We start from the raw sequence: 16,644 nt of genomic DNA, 5'->3' as shown, positions 1-16,644 counted from the left end.
CGGAGCCGCGTGGCAAACGGTCAAGGTGACATATACAGGGAGTAACGATACAAGGGTGGCCGTGGCTCAGAAGACCGGGTGCCGGGGCCGGCGGCCGACCGCGATCACCTTGACGCGCTGCCGGCCGGCCCGCACCATGCCCAGCGCCATGAACGCGCCGGCGATCCGGTCGGCCGCCTCCCGGCTGCTCGCGCCGACGACCTGCCGTCGGCGTTCGGGGCTGGTCCGCTCGTCGCGCCCGGCGCCGTCCGGGGGTCGCACGTCGGTGAGGACCACGAGGAACCGGGTCATTCCCGGCCACCTCCGCTCCGCAGGCGGCAGGCCGTCACCGTCATCGCGGAATCCCTCCCCATCTCGTGGACCGGCAGGGGCACGCGGCGGCCGAATCGTGGGGGAGTAGAAATCCGACCACCGCGCGCCCCATCCCCTCCGGTCGCTCACCGCCACCGTCGCCACGACAACCGGCGGTGAGGACGCCGTCACAGATTGACAGGTTCACGGGCGTGAATGCAACTCTCATCGACTTTCTCTCACGCACATTTTCCCACCAGATGTGCGACCATCGATGCATGGCGCCGAAGACCGCCCGGGCCCGACGGCTCGGCATCGCACTGCGGACCCACCGGGAGGCCGCCGGCCTCACCCTGGAGTCCGCGGCCGACGAGATCAACAGCACCCGGAGCACGCTGTCCCGCTACGAGAACGCGCAGACGCTGATCAGTCCCGCCACCGTGCGCGCGTTGCTGACCAGCTACGGCGTGGGCCCGGACGAGATCGCCGCGGCCGTGGAGCTCGCGAAGGACGCCCGCAAGCCCGGCTGGTGGGTGTCCTACTCGTACCTGCTGGACCGCCGCACCATCGACTTCATCGCGCTGGAGGCCGAGGCCACCGGCATCGCGAACTTCGAGCCGTCGGTGGTGCCCGGTCTGCTGCAGACCGCCGACTACATCCGCGGCGTGATGCGCGGCGGCCCGCACACCCTCAGCGACGAGCAGGTCGAGCAGCGGGTGCAGCTACGGCTGGACCGCCAGCAGCGGCTCTCCGGGGACGAGCCGCCGATCCTCGACGCCATCATCGACGAGGGCGCGCTGCTGCGCCCGGTCGGTGGGCCCTCGGTCATGTCCGCCCAGCTCCAGCACCTGGTGAAGATGGCCGAACTGCCGAACATCACGGTGCAGGTGATCCCCCTGGCCGCCGGTTACCACCGCGGCACCCGGGGCTCGCTGCACATGCTGGAGTTCGCCGACCCGGAGGACCCGATCATCGCCTCGGTGGAGACCGTCGCCGGGCAGATGATCCTCGACCGGCCGGGCGACCTGCGTACCTGCACCAAGATCATGGAGCACCTGCGGACCGTGGCGCTGAGCCCGGCGGCCAGTCGGGACCAGCTGCTCCGCCTGCTGAACGAGAGGTGACCCAGATGAACGGCACGAACCGTCCGCACCCGACACCGGCCGGCTGGCGCAAGAGCAGTCACAGCGGCGACGAGGGCGCATGCGTGGAGATGGCGCCGCTGCCCGGCTCGGTGGCGGTCCGCGACTCCAAGGACCCGGCCGGCCCGGTGCTGGTGTTCCGGCCGCACGCCTGGGCCGCGTTCACCGCGGCGCCGCCGCGCCCCTGACCGCGGCTCCTCAGGCGGACGCGCCGCCCGGCCGCAGCGGCGCGGCCACGGCGGCGGCGCGCACCGCCTCCAGCGCGGCGATGGCCACCCCACGCGCCCCGGCCATGTCCCGGTCCGGCACCAGGGCGAAGGTGGCCACCGCCCGCTGCTCCGCACGGAGCACCGTGTGCTCGGCGACAGCGGCGAGGAACCAGTCCCGGAACTCCGGCGCCGCCTCCACCACGCCCCCGCCGACGAAGTACGCGTGCGGGTCGGTGAAGTTGGCCGCGATGGTGAACAGCCGCCCCAGCGCCCGCGCCTGCTGGCCGAACACCTGGCGGGCCAGCGGGTCGCCCCGCTCGCCGTAGCCGCGCAGCAGCTTCGCGGCCCGGTCCGGCTCCTCCGCGGCCAGCGGATGCTCCGGATGCCGGGCCAGCCAGTACGGCAGCAGGTTGCGCCGGATCGCGGTCAGCGAGGCGACGCTCTCCGCGTCACCGGTGAAGCCGCACGCGCAGACCGGCGCCGTCTGGTCCGGCTCGACCAGGCCGTCCAGCGGGATGTGCACGTGCCCGAACTCGCCGGCCATGCCGGCCGCGCCGCCGACCACCCGCCCGGACTCCACCACACCCCCGCCGAGCCCGGTGCCGACGATCGCGGCCACCGAGGACCGGGCCATCGCGTCCGCGCCGAAGTGCACATGGTGGGCGTAGAGCGCGGCGGCGTTGCCGTCGTTGGCGTACACCACCGGCAGGCCGAGGCGCCGCTCCAGCGCGGTACGCACGTCGAAGCCGCGCCAGGCCGGCTGGGAGAAGTTGGTGGAGCCCCGCGAGGAGATGACCCCGGTGGCGCTGGCCGGGCCGGGCGTGTCCAGCCCGACCGCGCGTACCAGGTCACGGGGCACGCCGGTGTGGGCGAGCACGCCGTCGAACGCCCGCGCCAGCGCCTCCACCGCCGCCTCCGGCCCGGCGCCCACGTCACTCGGGATCTCCAGCAGCCCGTCCACCAGGAACCGGCCGTCGACGGTCAGCACAGTGGCGTTGTCGCTCGTGCCCCCGTTGTCCAGCCCCACCACCACCGGCACACCTGCGCTGCCCACCGCCACCGCCTCCCGCCGCGCTTGACCCGAGGCTAGTTCCCGTCCGGCCCACCCGCCACGCCCCCGGCGGGACTCCCCCACCGCGGTCAGCCGGGACGGCGGGCGGTCACCGCTGTCGCCTCGCGTTCCTCGTCGCGGACCACCGCCGGCTCCAGCCCGGCGGCGGTGAACACGGCGCACAACTCCGGGGCCTGCGCGACGCTCACCTCGACCACCACATGCCCGCCCGGGGCGAGCCACTCGGCCGCGCCGGAGGCGACCCGGCGCAGCACGGCCAGGCCGTCCGTGCCGCCGTCCAGCGCCACCGGCGCCTCGTACAGGCGCGCCTCGGCTGGCAGCGAGGTCACCGCGGCGGTCGGCACGTACGGCGCGTTCGCCACCACCAGGTCCAGCGTCCTGCGCCGGCCGGCCGGCAGCGCGTCGAACAGGTCGCCCTCGTAGACCGGGACGCCCAGCGGTTCGAGGTTGCGCCGGGCGCAGGCCACCGCCACCGGGTCGATGTCGGCGGCGGCCAGCCAGCGCGGCGTCAGCCGCTCGTGCAGCACCACGGCGGCGGCGCCGGAGCCGCAGCACAGGTCGAGCACCGCGGGGGCCGGCCCGGCCAGCGCCGTCGCGGCGTCGACGAGCAGGGCGGTCCGGCCGCGCGGCACGAACACACCCGGGTGGACGGCGATCCGCCGACCGCAGAACTCGGCCCAGCCGAGCAGATGTTCCAGCGGCAGGCCGGCGACGCGACGGTCGACCAGCCGGGTCAACGTCTGCGCCGAGTCGGCGGCGGCGATCAGCAGGTCCGCCTCGTCCTCGGCGAAGACGCAACCGGCGGCGCGCAGCCGGCGGACGAGGGCCGGACGATCGGGAGTGAACACGGTGGATGCCATGGCAGGCCTTTCGGGAAGCGCTCGTCGGCGCTCCCGGCGTCGCCTCAGCTCCTGGGCGACGCGGACTCGGAGGGAACGCCGGTCCTCTGCTGGGGGATCGGACTCACCTCCTCGGGTCGGGGCCGCACGGGCCGTGGCTGCCCGTCACGATAGCCCAGCGGACGTCGCGCCGTCAGCCCGCCGCGTCCAGCGCGGCCGCCACGTCGGCGAGCAGATCGGCGGTGTCCTCGATGCCGCAGGAGAACCGCACGAAGCCGGGCGGCGTGGCGTCGCCCCACTGGGCGCGCCGGTCGGCGGTGCTGTGCAGCCCGCCGAACGAGGTGGCGGCGGCCACCAGCCGGGAGGCGCCGAGGAACCGGGCCACCCGGCCCTCGTCACCCAGGTCGAACGAGACCACGCCCGGCACGCGCCGCATCTGTGCCGACGCGACCGGGTACGCCGGGTCGTCCGGCCGTCCGGGCCAGCGCACCCCGGTCACGTCCGGCCGGGCCGCGAGCAGGTCGGCCAGCGCCCGCGCGTTGGCGGTCTGCCGGGCCAGCCGCAGGTCGAGCGTGGCCAGCGACCGGTGGGCCAGCCAGCAGTCGAACGCGCCGGGCACCCCACCGGTGGCGTTGCGCCAGGTGGTCGCCGCGTCCCGCAGCCCGGCGTCGCGGGTGGCCAGATAGCCCAGCAGCAGATCCGAGTGGCCGGTCAGCGCCTTGGTGCCGGAGGCGACCACCACGTCCGCGCCGAGGTCCAGCGGGCGCTGCCCGAGCGGCGTCGCGGTGGTGTTGTCCACCGCCACCAGCGCCCCGGCGGCGTGCGCGGCGGCGGCCACCGCCCGCACGTCGACGACGTCCAGGCCGGGGTTCGCCGGGGTCTCCAGCAGCACCAGCCGCACGCCGTCGAACGACGGGTACGGCCCGGCCGTCGGCACCAGCACCACGCGTACGCCGAGCTGTTCCAGCGTGCCCGAGGCGAACGAGCGCACCGAGTAGTAGCCGTCGGCGGGCAGCAGCACGGTGTCGCCGGGTCGCAGCACCGTCAGCAGCAGCCCGGTGATGGCGGCCTGGCCGCTGGCGAAGACGCGGCAGTCGGCGCCCTCCAGCTCGCCGATCGCCGTCTCCAGCAGTCGCCGGGTCGGGTTGTCCGGCCGCCCGTACCCGTCCGCCGCCGCCGACGGGCCGCGCTCCGGGTCGAGGTGGTACGGCGCGGCGAAGACCGGGCCGGGCAGGAACGGCTGCCCGGGTACCGCCTCCGGCAGTCCGGCGTGGACGCTGCGCGTGCCGTCGCCCCAGTTCTCGCCACTCATCCCGGCTCCGCTCACTCGTACGACTCAGGCTTGGCGGTACGGCTCATCAGCGCGTCCACCGCGAGGCGCGGGTCCATCCCCTCGTGGCAGATCCGCTCGATCTGCTCGGTGATCGGCATCTCGACCCCGTGCGCGCGGGCCAGGTCGCGGATGGCCAGGCAGCTCTTGACGCCCTCGGCGGTCTGCCGGGTGGCCGCCTGGGCCTGCTCCAGCGACTCCCCCCGGCCGAGGTGCTCGCCGAAGGTGCGGTTACGGGCCATCGGGGACGAGCAGGAGGCGACCAGGTCGCCCATGCCGGCCAGCCCGGCGAACGTGATCGGGTCGGCGCCGAGCGCCACGCCCAGCCGGGCGGTCTCGGCCAGCCCCCGGGTCATCAGCATGGCCCGGGTGTTGTCGCCGAAGCCCATCGCGGTGGCGATGCCGTACGCCAGCGCGATCACGTTCTTCACCGCGCCGCCCAGCTCGCAGCCGATCACGTCGTCGTTCGTGTACGGGCGGAAGTACGGGGTCCGGATGGACGCCTGCACCAGCGCGGTACGCCGGCTGTCGGTGCCGGCGACCACCGTCGCGGCCGGCTGCTCGGCGGCGATCTCCGGGGCCAGGTTGGGCCCGGAGACGACCACCACCCGGTCGGCGGGCACCCCGGCGGTCTCCATGATCACCTGGCTCATCCGCTTGGTGGTGCCCAGCTCGATGCCCTTCATCAGCGACACGAGCGTGGCGTCCGGCGCCACGTACGGCGTCCAGTCGGCGAGGTTGCCGCGCAGCGTCTGCGACGGCACCGAGAGCACCACCACCTCGGCGCCCTCGATCGCCTCGGCGGCGTCGCCGGTGGCGGTCACCCGCTCCGGCAGGCGCACGCCCGGCAGGTACTCCGGGTTCTCCCGGCCGGTCCGGATCGCCTCGGCCACGGCGGCGCGGCGGGCCAGCACTGTGACGTCCCGCCCGGCGTCGGCGAGGATCTTGGCGAACGCGGTCCCCCAGGACCCGGCGCCCAGCACCGCCACGTGCCCGCTCATTCGCCGGCCTCCCGGATGCCGGTGCGGGCGGGCCGCTGCCAGAGCGGCGGTGGTGTGCCGCCACGGATCTCCGCGACCAGATCCCGGATGCGCAGCATGATGGTGTCCGTCATCTCCTCCAGGATCGGCCGGGTCGGCGTGGCGCCGGCCCAGGGGCTCAGGTCCACCGGCGGGCCGGCGACCACCGTCACCGGGGTACGCGGGCGCAGCCCGAACCGCGCCGTACGCGGGTCGAACATCCGCTCCGGGCCGACCATGGCGATCGGGACCACCGGGGCGCCGGTCGCGAGCGCCAGCCGGGCCGCGCCGGTCTTGCCCTTCATCGGCCACAGGTCCGGCTCCCGGGTGGTGGTGCCCTCCGGGTAGATCACCACGGCGCCCCCCTCGGCCAGCGCGGCGACCAGCTTGTCCAGCGACTTGACCGCCTCGACGGTGCCCCGTTCGACAGGGATCTGCTGGCAGCGGTGCAGGATCGCGCCGACCACCGGCACCCGGAACACGCTGGCCTTGCCGAGGAAACGCGGCCAGCGCCCGGCGTCGTAGATGTAGTGGGCGACCACGAGCGGGTCGGCGTGCGAGATGTGGTTCGGCACGAGGATCACGCCGCCGTCGCCGCGCAGGTGCTCCATGCCCCGCCAGGTGCGCCGGGTCCAGACCGTCATCAGCGGCTTCACCAGCACCACGGCGAGCCGTCGCCAGAACCCCAGCCTCCGCCGTGCCACAGTGCCTCCTCGATCCGCCCACGCGCCCCGGCACAGAATCATGCCTGTTCGCCCCCGCTGCGGCCAGTGCGGGTACCGGCGCTCCCGCTGGCAGGATGGTCGGCGTGTCTGAGGCCCGCTGGACCGTGGTGATGCCGGTGAAGCGCCTGCAAGCGGCGAAGAGCCGGCTGCGGGGCGCGCTGTCCGGCGTACCCCATGAGGAGCTGGCGCTGGCCCTGGCGGCCGACACGCTGCGCGCGGCGCGGGCGTGCCCGGCGGTCGCCGGGGTGCTCGTGGTGACCGACGACGCGCGGGTGCGCGCGGCGGCGGACGCGGCGGGCGCCCGGGTCGCCGCCGATCCGGGCGCCGGGCTGAACGCGGCGTTCCGGCACGGCGCGGCCGTCGCCGGGCCGCGCGCCGCCGTGGCCGGCCTGACCGCCGACCTGCCCGCGCTGCGACCGGCCGAGCTGGCCGCCGCGCTGCGTGCCACCCAGGGGGTACGCGGGTACGTCGCGGACGCACCCGGCGGTGGCACCGTGCTGCTGGCCGCGCCGGCCGGGGTGCCGCTGGCGCCGCGGTTCGGGCCCGGCTCGGCCGCCGCCCACGCGGCGAGCGGGGCGCTGCCGCTGGCCGGTGACTGGCCCAGCCTGCGCCGGGACGTGGACACCCCGGCGGACCTGGCCGCCGCCGCCGGGCTGGGTCTGGGGCCACGCACGGCGGCGCTGCTGGCCGGGGCCGAAGTCCGGTACGGTGCTGGCATGCAGGGCACGGTGGCCACCTACGACGCGTCGACCCGCAGCGGCGTGCTGCTGCTCGACGACGGCACCGAGCTGGCGTTCCCGGCCCGCGCGTTCGACGCCTCCGGGCTGCGGCTGCTCCGATTGGGGCAGCGTGTCCGGATCGAGCGGGACGCCGACGGCGAGGTCGTCCGGGTGACCTTGCCGACCATGGCGTGAACAACCTGGCCGGAGTTCATTTTCCGTTCACCCTTATCGGGGAATCATGAGGTGGTGAGCACCCCTCGCGAGCACCCCGACGGCCCGCCGCCGATCCTCGACCCCGGCCCGCCCCGCAACGGCCGCCCCAGCCGCGGCCCGGACGGGCGGTTCCGCCAGCCCCGGCCCCCGGAGGAGCGCCTCGGCGCCGACCCGGACGCGGCCGGCGCCACCGGGCTGGACGAGCCGCTCGACCCGGTCGAGGGCCCGGACGAGACCGGCCCGGACGCCGGGTCGCCACCGGCGCAGCCGCTGCCGGAGGACCGCTTCCTCAACCGGGAGCTGTCCTGGCTCGACTTCAACGCCCGGGTGCTGGCGCTCGCCGAGGACCCGCGCACCCCGCTGCTGGAACGGGCGAAGTTCCTGGCCATCTTCGCCAGCAACCTGGACGAGTTCTACATGGTCCGGGTGGCCGGGTTGAAGCGCCGCCTCTCCGCCGGCCTGCCGGTACGCGGTGGCGACCGGCTGCCGCTGCGCACCCAGCTCGAACTCGTCACCGAGAAGGCCGCCGGCCTGGTCGCCCGGCACGCCGCCTGCCTGGTCGACGACGTGCTGCCGAAGCTCGCCGCCGAGGACATCCGCATCCTGCGCTGGAGCGACCTGGACGACGCCGAGCGGGAGCGGCTGCGCACCTGGTTCCGGGAGCACATCTTCCCGGTGCTCACCCCGCTGGCGGTCGACCCGGCGCACCCGTTCCCGTACATCTCCGGCCGGTCGCTGAACCTGGCCGTCTCGGTACGCGACCCGGACGGCGGCTCGGAGCTGTTCGCCCGGGTCAAGGTGCCGAACAACGTGCCCCGGTTCGTCCGGGTCCACCGGGAGCAGCCGGGCGTGCGGTTCCTGCCGGTGGAGGACCTCATCTCGGTGCACCTCGGCCAGCTCTTCTCCGGCATGCAGGTGGTCGAGTGCCATCTGTTCCGGGTGACCCGCAACGCCGAGGTCGAGGTGGACGAGGACCGCGACGAGGACCTGCTCCAGGCGCTGGAACGGGAACTGGCCCGGCGCCGGTTCGGTCCGCCGGTACGCCTGGAGGTGGCCGCGTCCATCTCCGACCACATGCTGGAGCTGCTCGTCCGCGAGCTGGACATGGACGACCACGACGTGCTGCGGGTACGCGGGCTGCTCGACCTGTCCGCGCTGTGGCAGGTCTACGGCGAGGCGGACCGGCCCGACCTGAAGGACCCGTCGTTCGTGCCGGCCACCCATCCGCGCCTGGCCGAGGGCGAGGTGCCGCGCAGCGTCTTCGCCACGCTGCGCGACGGCGACGTGCTGGTGCACCACCCGTACCACTCGTTCGCCACCAGCGTGCAGCGCTTCGTCGAGCAGGCCGCGGCCGACCCGAACGTGCTCGCCATCAAGCAGACGCTCTACCGCACCAGCGGCGACTCCCCGATCGTGGACGCGCTGGTCGACGCGGCCGCCGCCGGCAAGCAGGTGGTGGTGCTGGTGGAGCTGAAGGCGCGCTTCGACGAGGTGGCGAACATCGGCTGGGCGCGCACGCTGGAACGGGCCGGCTGCCACGTGGTGTACGGCCTGGTGGGCCTCAAGACGCACTGCAAGACCGCGCTCGTCGTACGCCAGGAGGGCAACCAGATCCGCCGGTACTGCCACATCGGCACCGGCAACTACCACCCGAAGACGGCAAGGCTCTACGAGGACTTCGGCATGCTCACCGCCGACCCGGAGATCGGCGCCGACCTGACCGACCTGTTCAACGTGCTCACCGGCTACAGCCGGCAGACCGCGTACCGGCGGCTGCTGGTGGCGCCGCAGGGCATCCGCAGCGGCCTGATCGAGCGCATCGACAGGGAGATCGAGCACGTCCGGCTGGGCATGCCGGGGCTGGTGCAGTTCAAGGTGAACTCCCTGGTGGACGAGGAGATCACCGACGCGCTCTACCGGGCGTCGCGGGCCGGCGTGCACGTGGACCTGCTGATCCGGGGCATGTGCACGCTGCGGCCGGGCGTGCCGGGGCTGTCGGAGAACATCCGGGTCCGCTCGATTCTCGGCCGGTTCCTGGAGCACTCCCGGATCTTCCGGTTCGGCAACAACGGCGACGCCGAGTTCTGGATGGGCTCCGCCGACCTGATGCACCGCAACTTGGACCGCCGGGTCGAGGCGCTGGTGCAGGTGAGCGATCCGGTGGCCCGCGCCGAGCTGGACCACGTCCTCACCGCCGCGTTCGACCCCGACGTGGACGCGTTCGAGCTGGCCGCCGACGGCACCTGGCACCGGCGTACCGGCGACGGCGACACGCCGCTGACCCACCTGCAGGACCTGTTGCTGCGCCGGGTCGGCGGCCGGGCGGACTGAGCGGGCCGTGGCGCGTGCCGGGCGGGCATACGGTGAGCGGGTGAGCGACGACGAGCCGGTACGGATCCGGGCCGCGGGCGGCGTGGTGTGGCGCCCGGGCCCGGCCGGCGTCGAGGTCTGCCTCGTGCACCGCCCCCGGTACGGCGACTGGTCGTTGCCGAAGGGCAAGCTGGACCGCGGCGAGCATCCGCTGGTCGCCGCCGTCCGTGAGGTCGCCGAGGAGACCGACGTACGCGCGGTGCCGCAGGTGCGCCTGCCCACCGTCCGCTACCGCAGCGAGGGTCACGCCAAGGCGGTCGACTACTGGTCCATGCGGGCGGCCGGCGCCGGCGGCTTCCAGCCCGGCACCGAGGTCGACGACGTGGCCTGGTTCCCGGTCGACGACGCGGTACGCCGGGTCAGCTACCCGCACGACGCCGAGGTGATCGCCGCGTTCGCGGCGCTTCCGCCGGTCACCGCGACCGTGCTGCTGGTGCGGCACGCCAGCGCCGGCAAGCGCGGCACCTGGACCGGCCCGGACCACGGGCGCCCGCTGGACGACGACGGGCAGGCCCAGGCGCTGGCGCTGGTGCCGCTCGTGGCCCTGGTCCGCCCGGCCCGCCTGTGCTCCGCCTCGGCGCGCCGCTGCGTTCAGACGCTGAGTCCGGCCGCGGCCCGGCTGGACCTGCCGATCGAGGTGTGCGGCGACTTCGACGAGCCGGAGCCGGGCCAGCAGGCCGAGGAGTGCGCGCTCGCCGCCGCGGCCCGCCTGGTCGCGCTGGCGCAGGCCGCCGGGACGGTGGCGGTGTGCAGCCAGGGCAAGGTGATCCCGGGCGCGCTGGAACGGCTCACCGGCCGCGTGGACGAGGACTTCACCACCGCCAAGGGCGGTGGCTGGCTGCTGCCGTTCGCCGGTGACCGGCTGGTCCTCCCGGACCGGCTGTGAGGCGGCTCAGGGCAGCGTGACGGTGAGCGTCACCGGGAGGTGGTCGCTGGCCTCGGTACGCGGCGCGCGTACCTCGGTGGCGGTCAGGCCCGGGGAGACGAAGACGTGGTCGATCTGGGTGCGCGGGTCGTCGGCCGGGCTGGTCCGCAACGGCCGGGCCGGGGCCAGCGCGTCCACCAGCCCGGCGCCGGTGAACTCGGCGAACGCCGGGTCGGCCGGCTCGGTGTTCAGGTCGCCACCGAGCACCAGCGGACGGCCGGCGGCGTACCGGCCGGCGAACGCGGCCACCTCGCGGGCCTGCTCCACCGGATCCCGGCCGGGCGGCGGTTGCAGGTGCGTGGCCACCACTGCCAGCTCGCGACCACCGAGGTCGAGCGTGACGCCGAGGGCCTGCGCACCGGTCGGCGCGCCGTGCGCGGTCAGCCGCCGCGTCTGCCCGGAGCGCGCCGGGAACCGGCTGAGCACCGCGTCGCCCCAGACCGGGTCGGCGGCGGGCGCGAAGACGTACGGCATCTCCAGCCGCCGGGCCAGCAACGCCAGCGTGTCGTGGCCGCCGTTGAGCCACCAGCCCCGGTCCACCTCGCTGAGCAGCACGATGTCCGCGCCGCGCAGCTCCCGGGCCAGCGCGTCGAGGTCCAGCCGGCCGTCCAGGCCGAACCCCATCCGGATGTTGTACGCGGCCACCCGTACCGCCGCCGGCGCGGCCGTGGCCCGGGCCGGCGCGGGCGGTACGTGCAGCACGGCGGCGAGCCCGGCCAGCGCGGTGAGCGCGGCCAGGGCCGCGACCCGGACCGTGGTCGGCAGCACCGGGCCGGGTGCGGCTGCGCCGGGCGCCGTCGGGTCGGGTGCCGTCGGTGCGGGCCGGAGAGGCGCGGTAGCCGCCACCAGAGCCACCAGGACGGCCGTGGCGACCGGCGCCCAGCCGTTGGGGTACCCCAGGTCGTAGGCGGCGTAGTAGGCCACCGTGGCCACCGCGAACACCAGCATCCCGAGCGCCGCCGCCCGCCCGCGTCGCGCCCCCGCCCGTCCGTCGTCGCCCGGCCCGGCCGCGTCGTCGGCGGCTGCGGGCCCGTCGCCGGTCGTGTCGGTGAGGGCCAGGCAGCCGCCGAGACCGGCGGCGGTGAGCAGGTACGCCGGAACGAGATGCCCGGTCACGAACAGCACCGACCCGGCGAGCAACGCCAGTGGCCACAGCACCCGCGCCACGCGCGCCGGTGCCCGGAACAACGCCGCCGCGAGGAACAGCAGCACCGCGAGCGCGCCCGGCAGGGCACCGCTGCCGGGACGGGCGAGGCCGGGGAAGTCAGGCGATCCGGTGCCGGCGGCGGCGCTCCAGAGCGCCGGGGCGAGCGCCACCTGACCGGCCAGCAGCAGCGCCGGCCCGCACAGCAGCCAGGCCCGGCGTCCCGGAACGCGGATACGCCGCCCGGTTGTGCCGTGGCCCGCGCCCGTCGGGGACGGCCCCGCCGCCGACGTGTCCGCCCGCTCCCGCCGTACCGCCACCGAGGCGGCCAGGAACGCCGGCACCAGCAGGGCGCTCAGGCTCCAGGCGAGCACACCGCCGCGCCACACCAGGTCCTCGGTGCCGAGCAGGGCGTGCCCGACCGCGTTCCCGGCCATGCCCAGCGCCAGCCCGGCCACCGGCCGGGGCACGGACGCGGCGGTGGCGGCGAGCCAGACCAGGCCGGCGAGCAGCCCGGCGCAGGCCAGCCAGAGCTGGGCCGGACCACCGGGTTGCGCGGTGAGCGCCAGCCGCGCCGCCGCCAGCACAACGGCGGCGACGAGTCCGACCGGGGCGGCGCCGGTGCGGCGTACGAGCGCAGGCGCGGCGAGCGCAAGCAGGAACCAGCCGAGCGCGAACGCGCCGAGCAGCTCGGCCGGTGTCTCGGCGGCCCGCCCGAAGAGGGTGATGACCGACGGGAGCCAGACCCGCAGCACGTCCAGCAGGACCGCGATACCGAGCGCGAGCGTGAGGGTGGAGAGGTGACGGTGCCGCACGGGCGCCTCTTCTCGTGACCGACGGGGGTTTTCGGCACGGCGATTCTGCGGGGCGCGACGGCGGGCGGTCAACGGCGTACCCATGCGAAAGGGCGCCCACCGGCAACGGTGGCCGCCCTTTCGTGGGCCGTCCGGTCAGCGCCGGGTGGCGGCCTTCTTGGCCGGTGCCTTCTTCGCGGGCGCCTTCTTGGCCGCCGTGGTCTTCTTGGCCGTGGCGGACTTCGCCGCGGTCGTCTTCTTGGCGGTGGTGGTCTTCTTCGCCGCGGTGGACTTCGCCGCGGTCGTCTTCTTCGCCGCCGTGGTCTTGGTCGCGGCGGCCTTCTTCGCCGGCGCGGCCTTCTTGGTAGCGGTGGTCTTGGTGGCCTTCGCCGCCGTGGTCTTCTTCGCGGCCGCGGTGGTCTTCGCCGCTGTGGTCTTCTTCGCGGCGCCGGTGGTCTTCTTCGCGGCGGCGGTGTCCTTCGGCACCTTGCCGCTGGCCACCATCTCCTTGAAGCCCGCGCCCGCCCGGAACGTCGGGACGGAGGTCTTCTTGACCTTCACCGCCTCGCCGGTACGCGGATTGCGCGCTGTTCGGGCTCCCCGGACGCGCTTCTCGAACGCTCCGAAACCGGTGATCGCCACCTTCTCGCCCTTGGTGACCGCCGCCTGGACCTCAGCGAGAACCGCGTCGAGCGCGGCCGTCGCCGTCTTCCGGTCCCCCAGGCGAACGGCGAGCGCCTCGATGAGCTCGGCCTTGTTCACGACTTCCTCCCGATTGTGCAACTGACTCGACGCGAGCCATTCTGCGCGCACGTTATGCCCTGTGCTGCCTGGACACAAACATTCGGTGGAAAAAAGCCCTTGTGTCGTAACGGATTCGCCCCCACCGGGCGCACCGGTGGGGGCGAATTCGGGCCGGAGTCAGGCTACCGAGGGCAGGAACGACGGCCGGGACGCCTCGTACGAGGCGATCTCCGCCTCGTGCCGGAGGGTGAGTCCAATGTCGTCCAAGCCCTCCATCAGCCGCCAGCGGCTGTGGTCGTCCAGCGGGAACGCCCAGGTGGCGTCACCGGCGTGGACCTGGCGGGCGGCGAGGTCGACAGTGATCGGCGTGGTCGGCTCGGATTCCACGAGATCCCACAGTTCTTCCACGGCTTTCAATTCCAGCTCGACCGGAAGGAGGCCTTCCTTGAGCGCGTTGCCGCGGAAGATGTCGCCGAAGCGGGGCGAGATGACGGCCCGGAAGCCCCAGTCCCGCAGCGCCCAGACGGCGTGCTCCCGGGATGATCCGGTGCCGAACTCGGGGCCGGCGATCAGAATCGACGCACCCGAATGGACGGGATCGTTGAGGACGAATGACGGGTCCTCCCGCCACGCGTTGAACAGACCGTCGGCAAATCCGGTCCGGGTCACCCGCTTGAGGTACACGGCGGGGATGATCTGGTCGGTGTCCACGTTGGATCGGCGCAGCGGCACGGCGGTGCCGGTGTGGGTGGTGAACTTGTCCATCTCTCGGCTGCCCTTCTACAGGTCGGCGGGGGCGGCCAGCCGGCCGACCACGGCGGTGGCGGCGGCGACCGGCGGGGACACCAGGTGGGTACGCCCGCCCCGGCCCTGGCGGCCCTCGAAGTTGCGGTTGGAGGTCGAGGCGGAACGCTCACCCGGCTTCAGCGTGTCCGGGTTCATGCCCAGGCACATGGAGCAGCCGGCGAAACGCCACTCGGCGCCGGCCTCGGTGAAGACCTTGTCCAGCCCTTCGATCTCGGCCGCCTCGCGGACCGCGGCCGAGCCGGGGACCACGAGCATGCGTACGCCGTCGGCGACGCGGTGCCCGCGCAGCACGTCGGCGGCGGCACGCAGGTCCTCCAGGCGGCCGTTGGTGCAGGAGCCGACGAAGACCACGTCCACGGCCAGGTCACGCATCGGCGTGCCCGGGGTGAGGTCCATGTACTCCAGCGCGCGCCGGGCGGCGACCCGCTCCGGCTCGGTGACGAAGTCCTCCGGGGCCGGCACCGTCGCGCCCAGCGGCACACCCTGCCCGGGGTTGGTGCCCCAGGTGACGAACGGCGTGATCCGGCTCGCGTCGAGCGTGACCTCGGTGTCGAACGTCGCGCCGTCGTCGGTGGGCAGCGTCCGCCAGTACTCCAGCGCCGCGTCCCAGGCGTCGCCCTGGGGCGCGTTGGGCCGCCCCTTCAGGTACGCGAACGTGGTCTCGTCCGGCGCGATCATGCCGGCCTTGGCGCCCCACTCGATGGACATGTTGGCGATGGTCATCCGCCCCTCCATGGAGAGGTCGCGGATCGCCTCGCCCCGGTACTCGACGATGTGACCGCGACCGCCGCCGGTGCCGACCTGCGCGATCAGCGCGAGCACCAGGTCCTTGGCGGTGACGCCGGGCGCCAGCTCGCCGACCACGTTCACGGCCATGGTCTTCGGCCGGGCCTGCGGCAGCGTCTGCGTGGCCAGCACGTGTTCGACCTCACTGGTGCCGATGCCGAACGCGAGCGCGCCGAACGCGCCGTGGGTGGCGGTGTGCGAGTCGCCGCACACGATCGTCATGCCGGGCTGGGTGAGGCCGAGCTGCGGGCCGATGACGTGCACGATGCCCTGGTTCTCGTCGCCCAGCGCGTGCAGGCGGACGCCGAACTCGGCACAGTTGCGACGCAGCGTCTCGATCTGGGTGCGGGAGGTGGGGTCCGCGATCGTGAGCAGGTCGCCGCGCCGGAGGCGGAACGCCGGGTCGTCGTACCCGGTCGGGGTGTTGTGGTCCTCCGTCGCGATCGTCAGGTCGGTACGGCGGACCCCGCGCCCGGCCAGACGCAGCCCGTCGAACGCCTGCGGGCTGGTCACCTCGTGCAGCAGGTGCAGGTCGATGAAGAGCAGGTCCGGCTCGCCGTCGGCGGAGCGGACCACGTGTGCGTCCCAGACCTTCTCGGCCAGGGTCCTCGGTTGAGTGACTCCCACCATCTGGACATCCTAAATTCTGGGAGGTAAATTTCGTCTTGTGGGACACAGTATGAGCGGTGTCGGCGTTCTCGACAAGGCGGTGGTCATCCTGGCCGCCTGTGTCGACGGCGCCAGCCTGGCCGAACTCGTTGAACGCACCAAGCTGCCCCGGGCCACCGCGCACCGGCTGGCACAGGCGCTGGAGATCCACCGGATGCTCGTCCGGGACACCCAGGGGCGCTGGCGCCCGGGTCCACGCCTGGGCGAGCTGGCGAACGCGGCCCCGGACGTGCTCCTGACCGCCGCCGAGCCGCTGCTCGCCGCGCTACGGGACGCCACCGGCGAAAGCGCCCAGCTCTACCTGCGGCGCGCCGACGAGCGGATCTGCGTGGCCGCCGCCGAGCGTGCCAGCGGCCTGCGGGACACCGTCCCGGTCGGCTCGGTGCTGCCGATGACCGCCGGGTCGGCGGCGCAGATCCTGCTCGCCTGGGAGCCGCCGGAGGCGGTCATGCCGCTGCTCCCCCGCTCCAAGTTCACCGGCCGCACGCTGGCCGAGGTGCGGCGGCGCGGCTGGGCCCAGAGCGTCGCGGAGCGGGAGGCGGGTGTGGCGAGCGTCTCGGCGCCGATCCGGGACCGCACCGGCCGGGTGATCGCCGCGATCAGCATCTCCGGCCCGATCGAGCGCCTCGGCCGCCGCCCCGGAGAACGCCACGCCATGGCCGTCGTCCGAGCCGGCCAGCGCCTCTCCGGCCTCTGACCCACCCACCCCCACCCCCCTCTCGCGTTGATCATGAAGTTGGCGGCATTTTTGATCTCCCAGACTGCCGCTAACTTCATGATCAACGGGGTGGGGCGGGGAATGCGAACGGCCCGCCTCGCGTAGCGAGACGGGCCGTTCGGTGA

Annotated in this window: 16 protein-coding genes and 1 pseudogene; 7 read left to right on the top strand and 10 right to left on the bottom strand. The window is 74.3% G+C overall.

What is annotated here, in order from left to right; all coding sequences use genetic code 11:
• Nucleotides 1-66 precede the first annotated feature (66 nt).
• A complete protein-coding gene (locus A4R25_RS14295) occupies nucleotides 67-291 on the bottom strand; it encodes a hypothetical protein (RefSeq protein ID WP_064447019.1) in 225 nt (74 codons plus the stop codon).
• 278 nt (nucleotides 292-569) lie between these two features.
• Here A4R25_RS14295 and A4R25_RS14290 point away from each other — a divergent pair, with 278 nt between their 5' ends.
• Together A4R25_RS14290 and A4R25_RS14285 are read left to right on the top strand one after the other, a co-directional pair.
• A complete protein-coding gene (locus tag A4R25_RS14290; protein ID WP_043325956.1) occupies nucleotides 570-1,415 on the top strand; it encodes a helix-turn-helix transcriptional regulator in 846 nt (281 codons plus the stop codon).
• Between the two features lie 5 nt (nucleotides 1,416-1,420).
• Nucleotides 1,421-1,621, top strand: a complete 201-nt coding sequence (locus A4R25_RS14285) for a DUF397 domain-containing protein (RefSeq protein ID WP_064447251.1) — start codon at nucleotides 1,421-1,423, stop codon at nucleotides 1,619-1,621.
• A gap of 10 nt (nucleotides 1,622-1,631) precedes the next feature.
• Here A4R25_RS14285 and A4R25_RS14280 read toward each other — a convergent pair whose 3' ends face one another.
• From A4R25_RS14280 to A4R25_RS14260, 5 genes are all read right to left on the bottom strand, one after another.
• Nucleotides 1,632-2,696 carry an ROK family protein gene (locus A4R25_RS14280; protein ID WP_064447250.1) on the bottom strand — a complete coding sequence of 355 codons (1,065 nt, stop codon included), beginning with the start codon at nucleotides 2,694-2,696 and terminating at the stop codon, nucleotides 1,632-1,634.
• Nucleotides 2,697-2,782: 86 nt separating this feature from the next.
• Nucleotides 2,783-3,574: a putative protein N(5)-glutamine methyltransferase gene (locus A4R25_RS14275; protein ID WP_064447018.1), complete on the bottom strand. Its 792-nt coding sequence runs from the start codon at nucleotides 3,572-3,574 to the stop codon at nucleotides 2,783-2,785.
• Between the two features lie 172 nt (nucleotides 3,575-3,746).
• A complete protein-coding gene (locus tag A4R25_RS14270; RefSeq protein WP_064447017.1) occupies nucleotides 3,747-4,865 on the bottom strand; it encodes a cystathionine gamma-lyase in 1,119 nt (372 codons plus the stop codon).
• 11 nt (nucleotides 4,866-4,876) lie between these two features.
• On the bottom strand, nucleotides 4,877-5,884 hold the full coding sequence (locus tag A4R25_RS14265) for an NAD(P)H-dependent glycerol-3-phosphate dehydrogenase (protein ID WP_030500847.1): 1,008 nt from the start codon (nucleotides 5,882-5,884) through the stop codon (nucleotides 4,877-4,879).
• Entirely contained in the window at nucleotides 5,881-6,606 is a 726-nt protein-coding gene (locus A4R25_RS14260; protein ID WP_043325959.1) for a 1-acyl-sn-glycerol-3-phosphate acyltransferase, read from the bottom strand. Before A4R25_RS14260 ends, A4R25_RS14265 begins: the two co-directional genes overlap by 4 nt.
• A 95-nt stretch (nucleotides 6,607-6,701) precedes the next feature.
• Between A4R25_RS14260 and cofC the strand changes: the two are divergent.
• From cofC to A4R25_RS14245, 4 genes and pseudogenes are all read left to right on the top strand, one after another.
• A pseudogene (gene cofC / locus A4R25_RS31820) lies at nucleotides 6,702-7,322 on the top strand (2-phospho-L-lactate guanylyltransferase); the annotation flags it as partial.
• A gap of 21 nt (nucleotides 7,323-7,343) precedes the next feature.
• Nucleotides 7,344-7,541, top strand: a complete 198-nt coding sequence (locus tag A4R25_RS31815; RefSeq protein WP_043330566.1) for a cold-shock protein — start codon at nucleotides 7,344-7,346, stop codon at nucleotides 7,539-7,541.
• Between the two features lie 54 nt (nucleotides 7,542-7,595).
• Nucleotides 7,596-9,893, top strand: a complete 2,298-nt coding sequence (locus A4R25_RS14250; protein WP_369799305.1) for an RNA degradosome polyphosphate kinase — start codon at nucleotides 7,596-7,598, stop codon at nucleotides 9,891-9,893.
• 7 nt (nucleotides 9,894-9,900) lie between these two features.
• The gene (locus A4R25_RS14245) at nucleotides 9,901-10,818 is read left to right on the top strand and encodes an NUDIX hydrolase (protein WP_064447016.1); all 918 of its coding nucleotides are present in this window, start codon (nucleotides 9,901-9,903) and stop codon (nucleotides 10,816-10,818) included.
• Nucleotides 10,819-10,824: 6 nt separating this feature from the next.
• On the opposite strand, the gene A4R25_RS14240 is transcribed toward A4R25_RS14245, so the two are convergent.
• The 4 genes from A4R25_RS14240 to leuC all read right to left on the bottom strand — a co-directional run bounded on the left by A4R25_RS14240 (nucleotide 10,825) and on the right by leuC (nucleotide 15,762).
• Nucleotides 10,825-12,816: an endonuclease/exonuclease/phosphatase family protein gene (locus A4R25_RS14240; protein ID WP_064447015.1), complete on the bottom strand. Its 1,992-nt coding sequence runs from the start codon at nucleotides 12,814-12,816 to the stop codon at nucleotides 10,825-10,827.
• 135 nt (nucleotides 12,817-12,951) lie between these two features.
• Nucleotides 12,952-13,557, bottom strand: coding sequence for an HU family DNA-binding protein (locus A4R25_RS14235; RefSeq protein ID WP_030270029.1), 606 nt, complete (start codon nucleotides 13,555-13,557; stop codon nucleotides 12,952-12,954).
• Between the two features lie 159 nt (nucleotides 13,558-13,716).
• Nucleotides 13,717-14,304, bottom strand: coding sequence for a 3-isopropylmalate dehydratase small subunit (gene leuD, locus A4R25_RS14230; protein WP_043325965.1), 588 nt, complete (start codon nucleotides 14,302-14,304; stop codon nucleotides 13,717-13,719).
• A 15-nt stretch (nucleotides 14,305-14,319) separates the two neighbouring features.
• On the bottom strand, nucleotides 14,320-15,762 hold the full coding sequence (gene leuC, locus A4R25_RS14225; RefSeq protein ID WP_043325966.1) for a 3-isopropylmalate dehydratase large subunit: 1,443 nt from the start codon (nucleotides 15,760-15,762) through the stop codon (nucleotides 14,320-14,322).
• 49 nt (nucleotides 15,763-15,811) lie between these two features.
• Between leuC and A4R25_RS14220 the strand changes: the two genes are divergently transcribed.
• Nucleotides 15,812-16,498 (top strand): IclR family transcriptional regulator, encoded by a 687-nt coding sequence (locus A4R25_RS14220; protein WP_013284529.1) that lies wholly within the window; start codon nucleotides 15,812-15,814, stop codon nucleotides 16,496-16,498.
• The last annotated feature ends 146 nt before the right edge of the window (nucleotides 16,499-16,644 follow it).

The organism is Micromonospora sp. NBRC 110037, from assembly GCF_001652995.1.
Classification (GTDB): Bacteria; Actinomycetota; Actinomycetes; order Mycobacteriales; family Micromonosporaceae; genus Micromonospora; species Micromonospora chalcea.
Note: the sequence above shows the minus strand (reverse complement) of the source record. Positions and strands in the feature narration are given on the sequence as shown.

What these genes read in the sequence shown, in the direction of transcription:
- A4R25_RS14295 (WP_064447019.1), bottom strand. Translation starts at nt 291, where the DNA reads ATGACCCGGTTCCTCGTGGTCCTCACCGACGTGCGACCCCCGGACGGC.
- A4R25_RS14290 (WP_043325956.1), top strand. Translation starts at nt 570, where the DNA reads ATGGCGCCGAAGACCGCCCGGGCCCGACGGCTCGGCATCGCACTGCGG.
- A4R25_RS14285 (WP_064447251.1), top strand. Translation starts at nt 1,421, where the DNA reads ATGAACGGCACGAACCGTCCGCACCCGACACCGGCCGGCTGGCGCAAG.
- A4R25_RS14275 (WP_064447018.1), bottom strand. Translation starts at nt 3,574, where the DNA reads ATGGCATCCACCGTGTTCACTCCCGATCGTCCGGCCCTCGTCCGCCGG.
- A4R25_RS14270 (WP_064447017.1), bottom strand. Translation starts at nt 4,865, where the DNA reads ATGAGTGGCGAGAACTGGGGCGACGGCACGCGCAGCGTCCACGCCGGA.
- A4R25_RS14265 (WP_030500847.1), bottom strand. Translation starts at nt 5,884, where the DNA reads ATGAGCGGGCACGTGGCGGTGCTGGGCGCCGGGTCCTGGGGGACCGCG.
- A4R25_RS31815 (WP_043330566.1), top strand. Translation starts at nt 7,344, where the DNA reads ATGCAGGGCACGGTGGCCACCTACGACGCGTCGACCCGCAGCGGCGTG.
- leuD (WP_043325965.1), bottom strand. Translation starts at nt 14,304, where the DNA reads ATGGACAAGTTCACCACCCACACCGGCACCGCCGTGCCGCTGCGCCGA.
- leuC (WP_043325966.1), bottom strand. Translation starts at nt 15,762, where the DNA reads ATGGTGGGAGTCACTCAACCGAGGACCCTGGCCGAGAAGGTCTGGGAC.
- A4R25_RS14220 (WP_013284529.1), top strand. Translation starts at nt 15,812, where the DNA reads ATGAGCGGTGTCGGCGTTCTCGACAAGGCGGTGGTCATCCTGGCCGCC.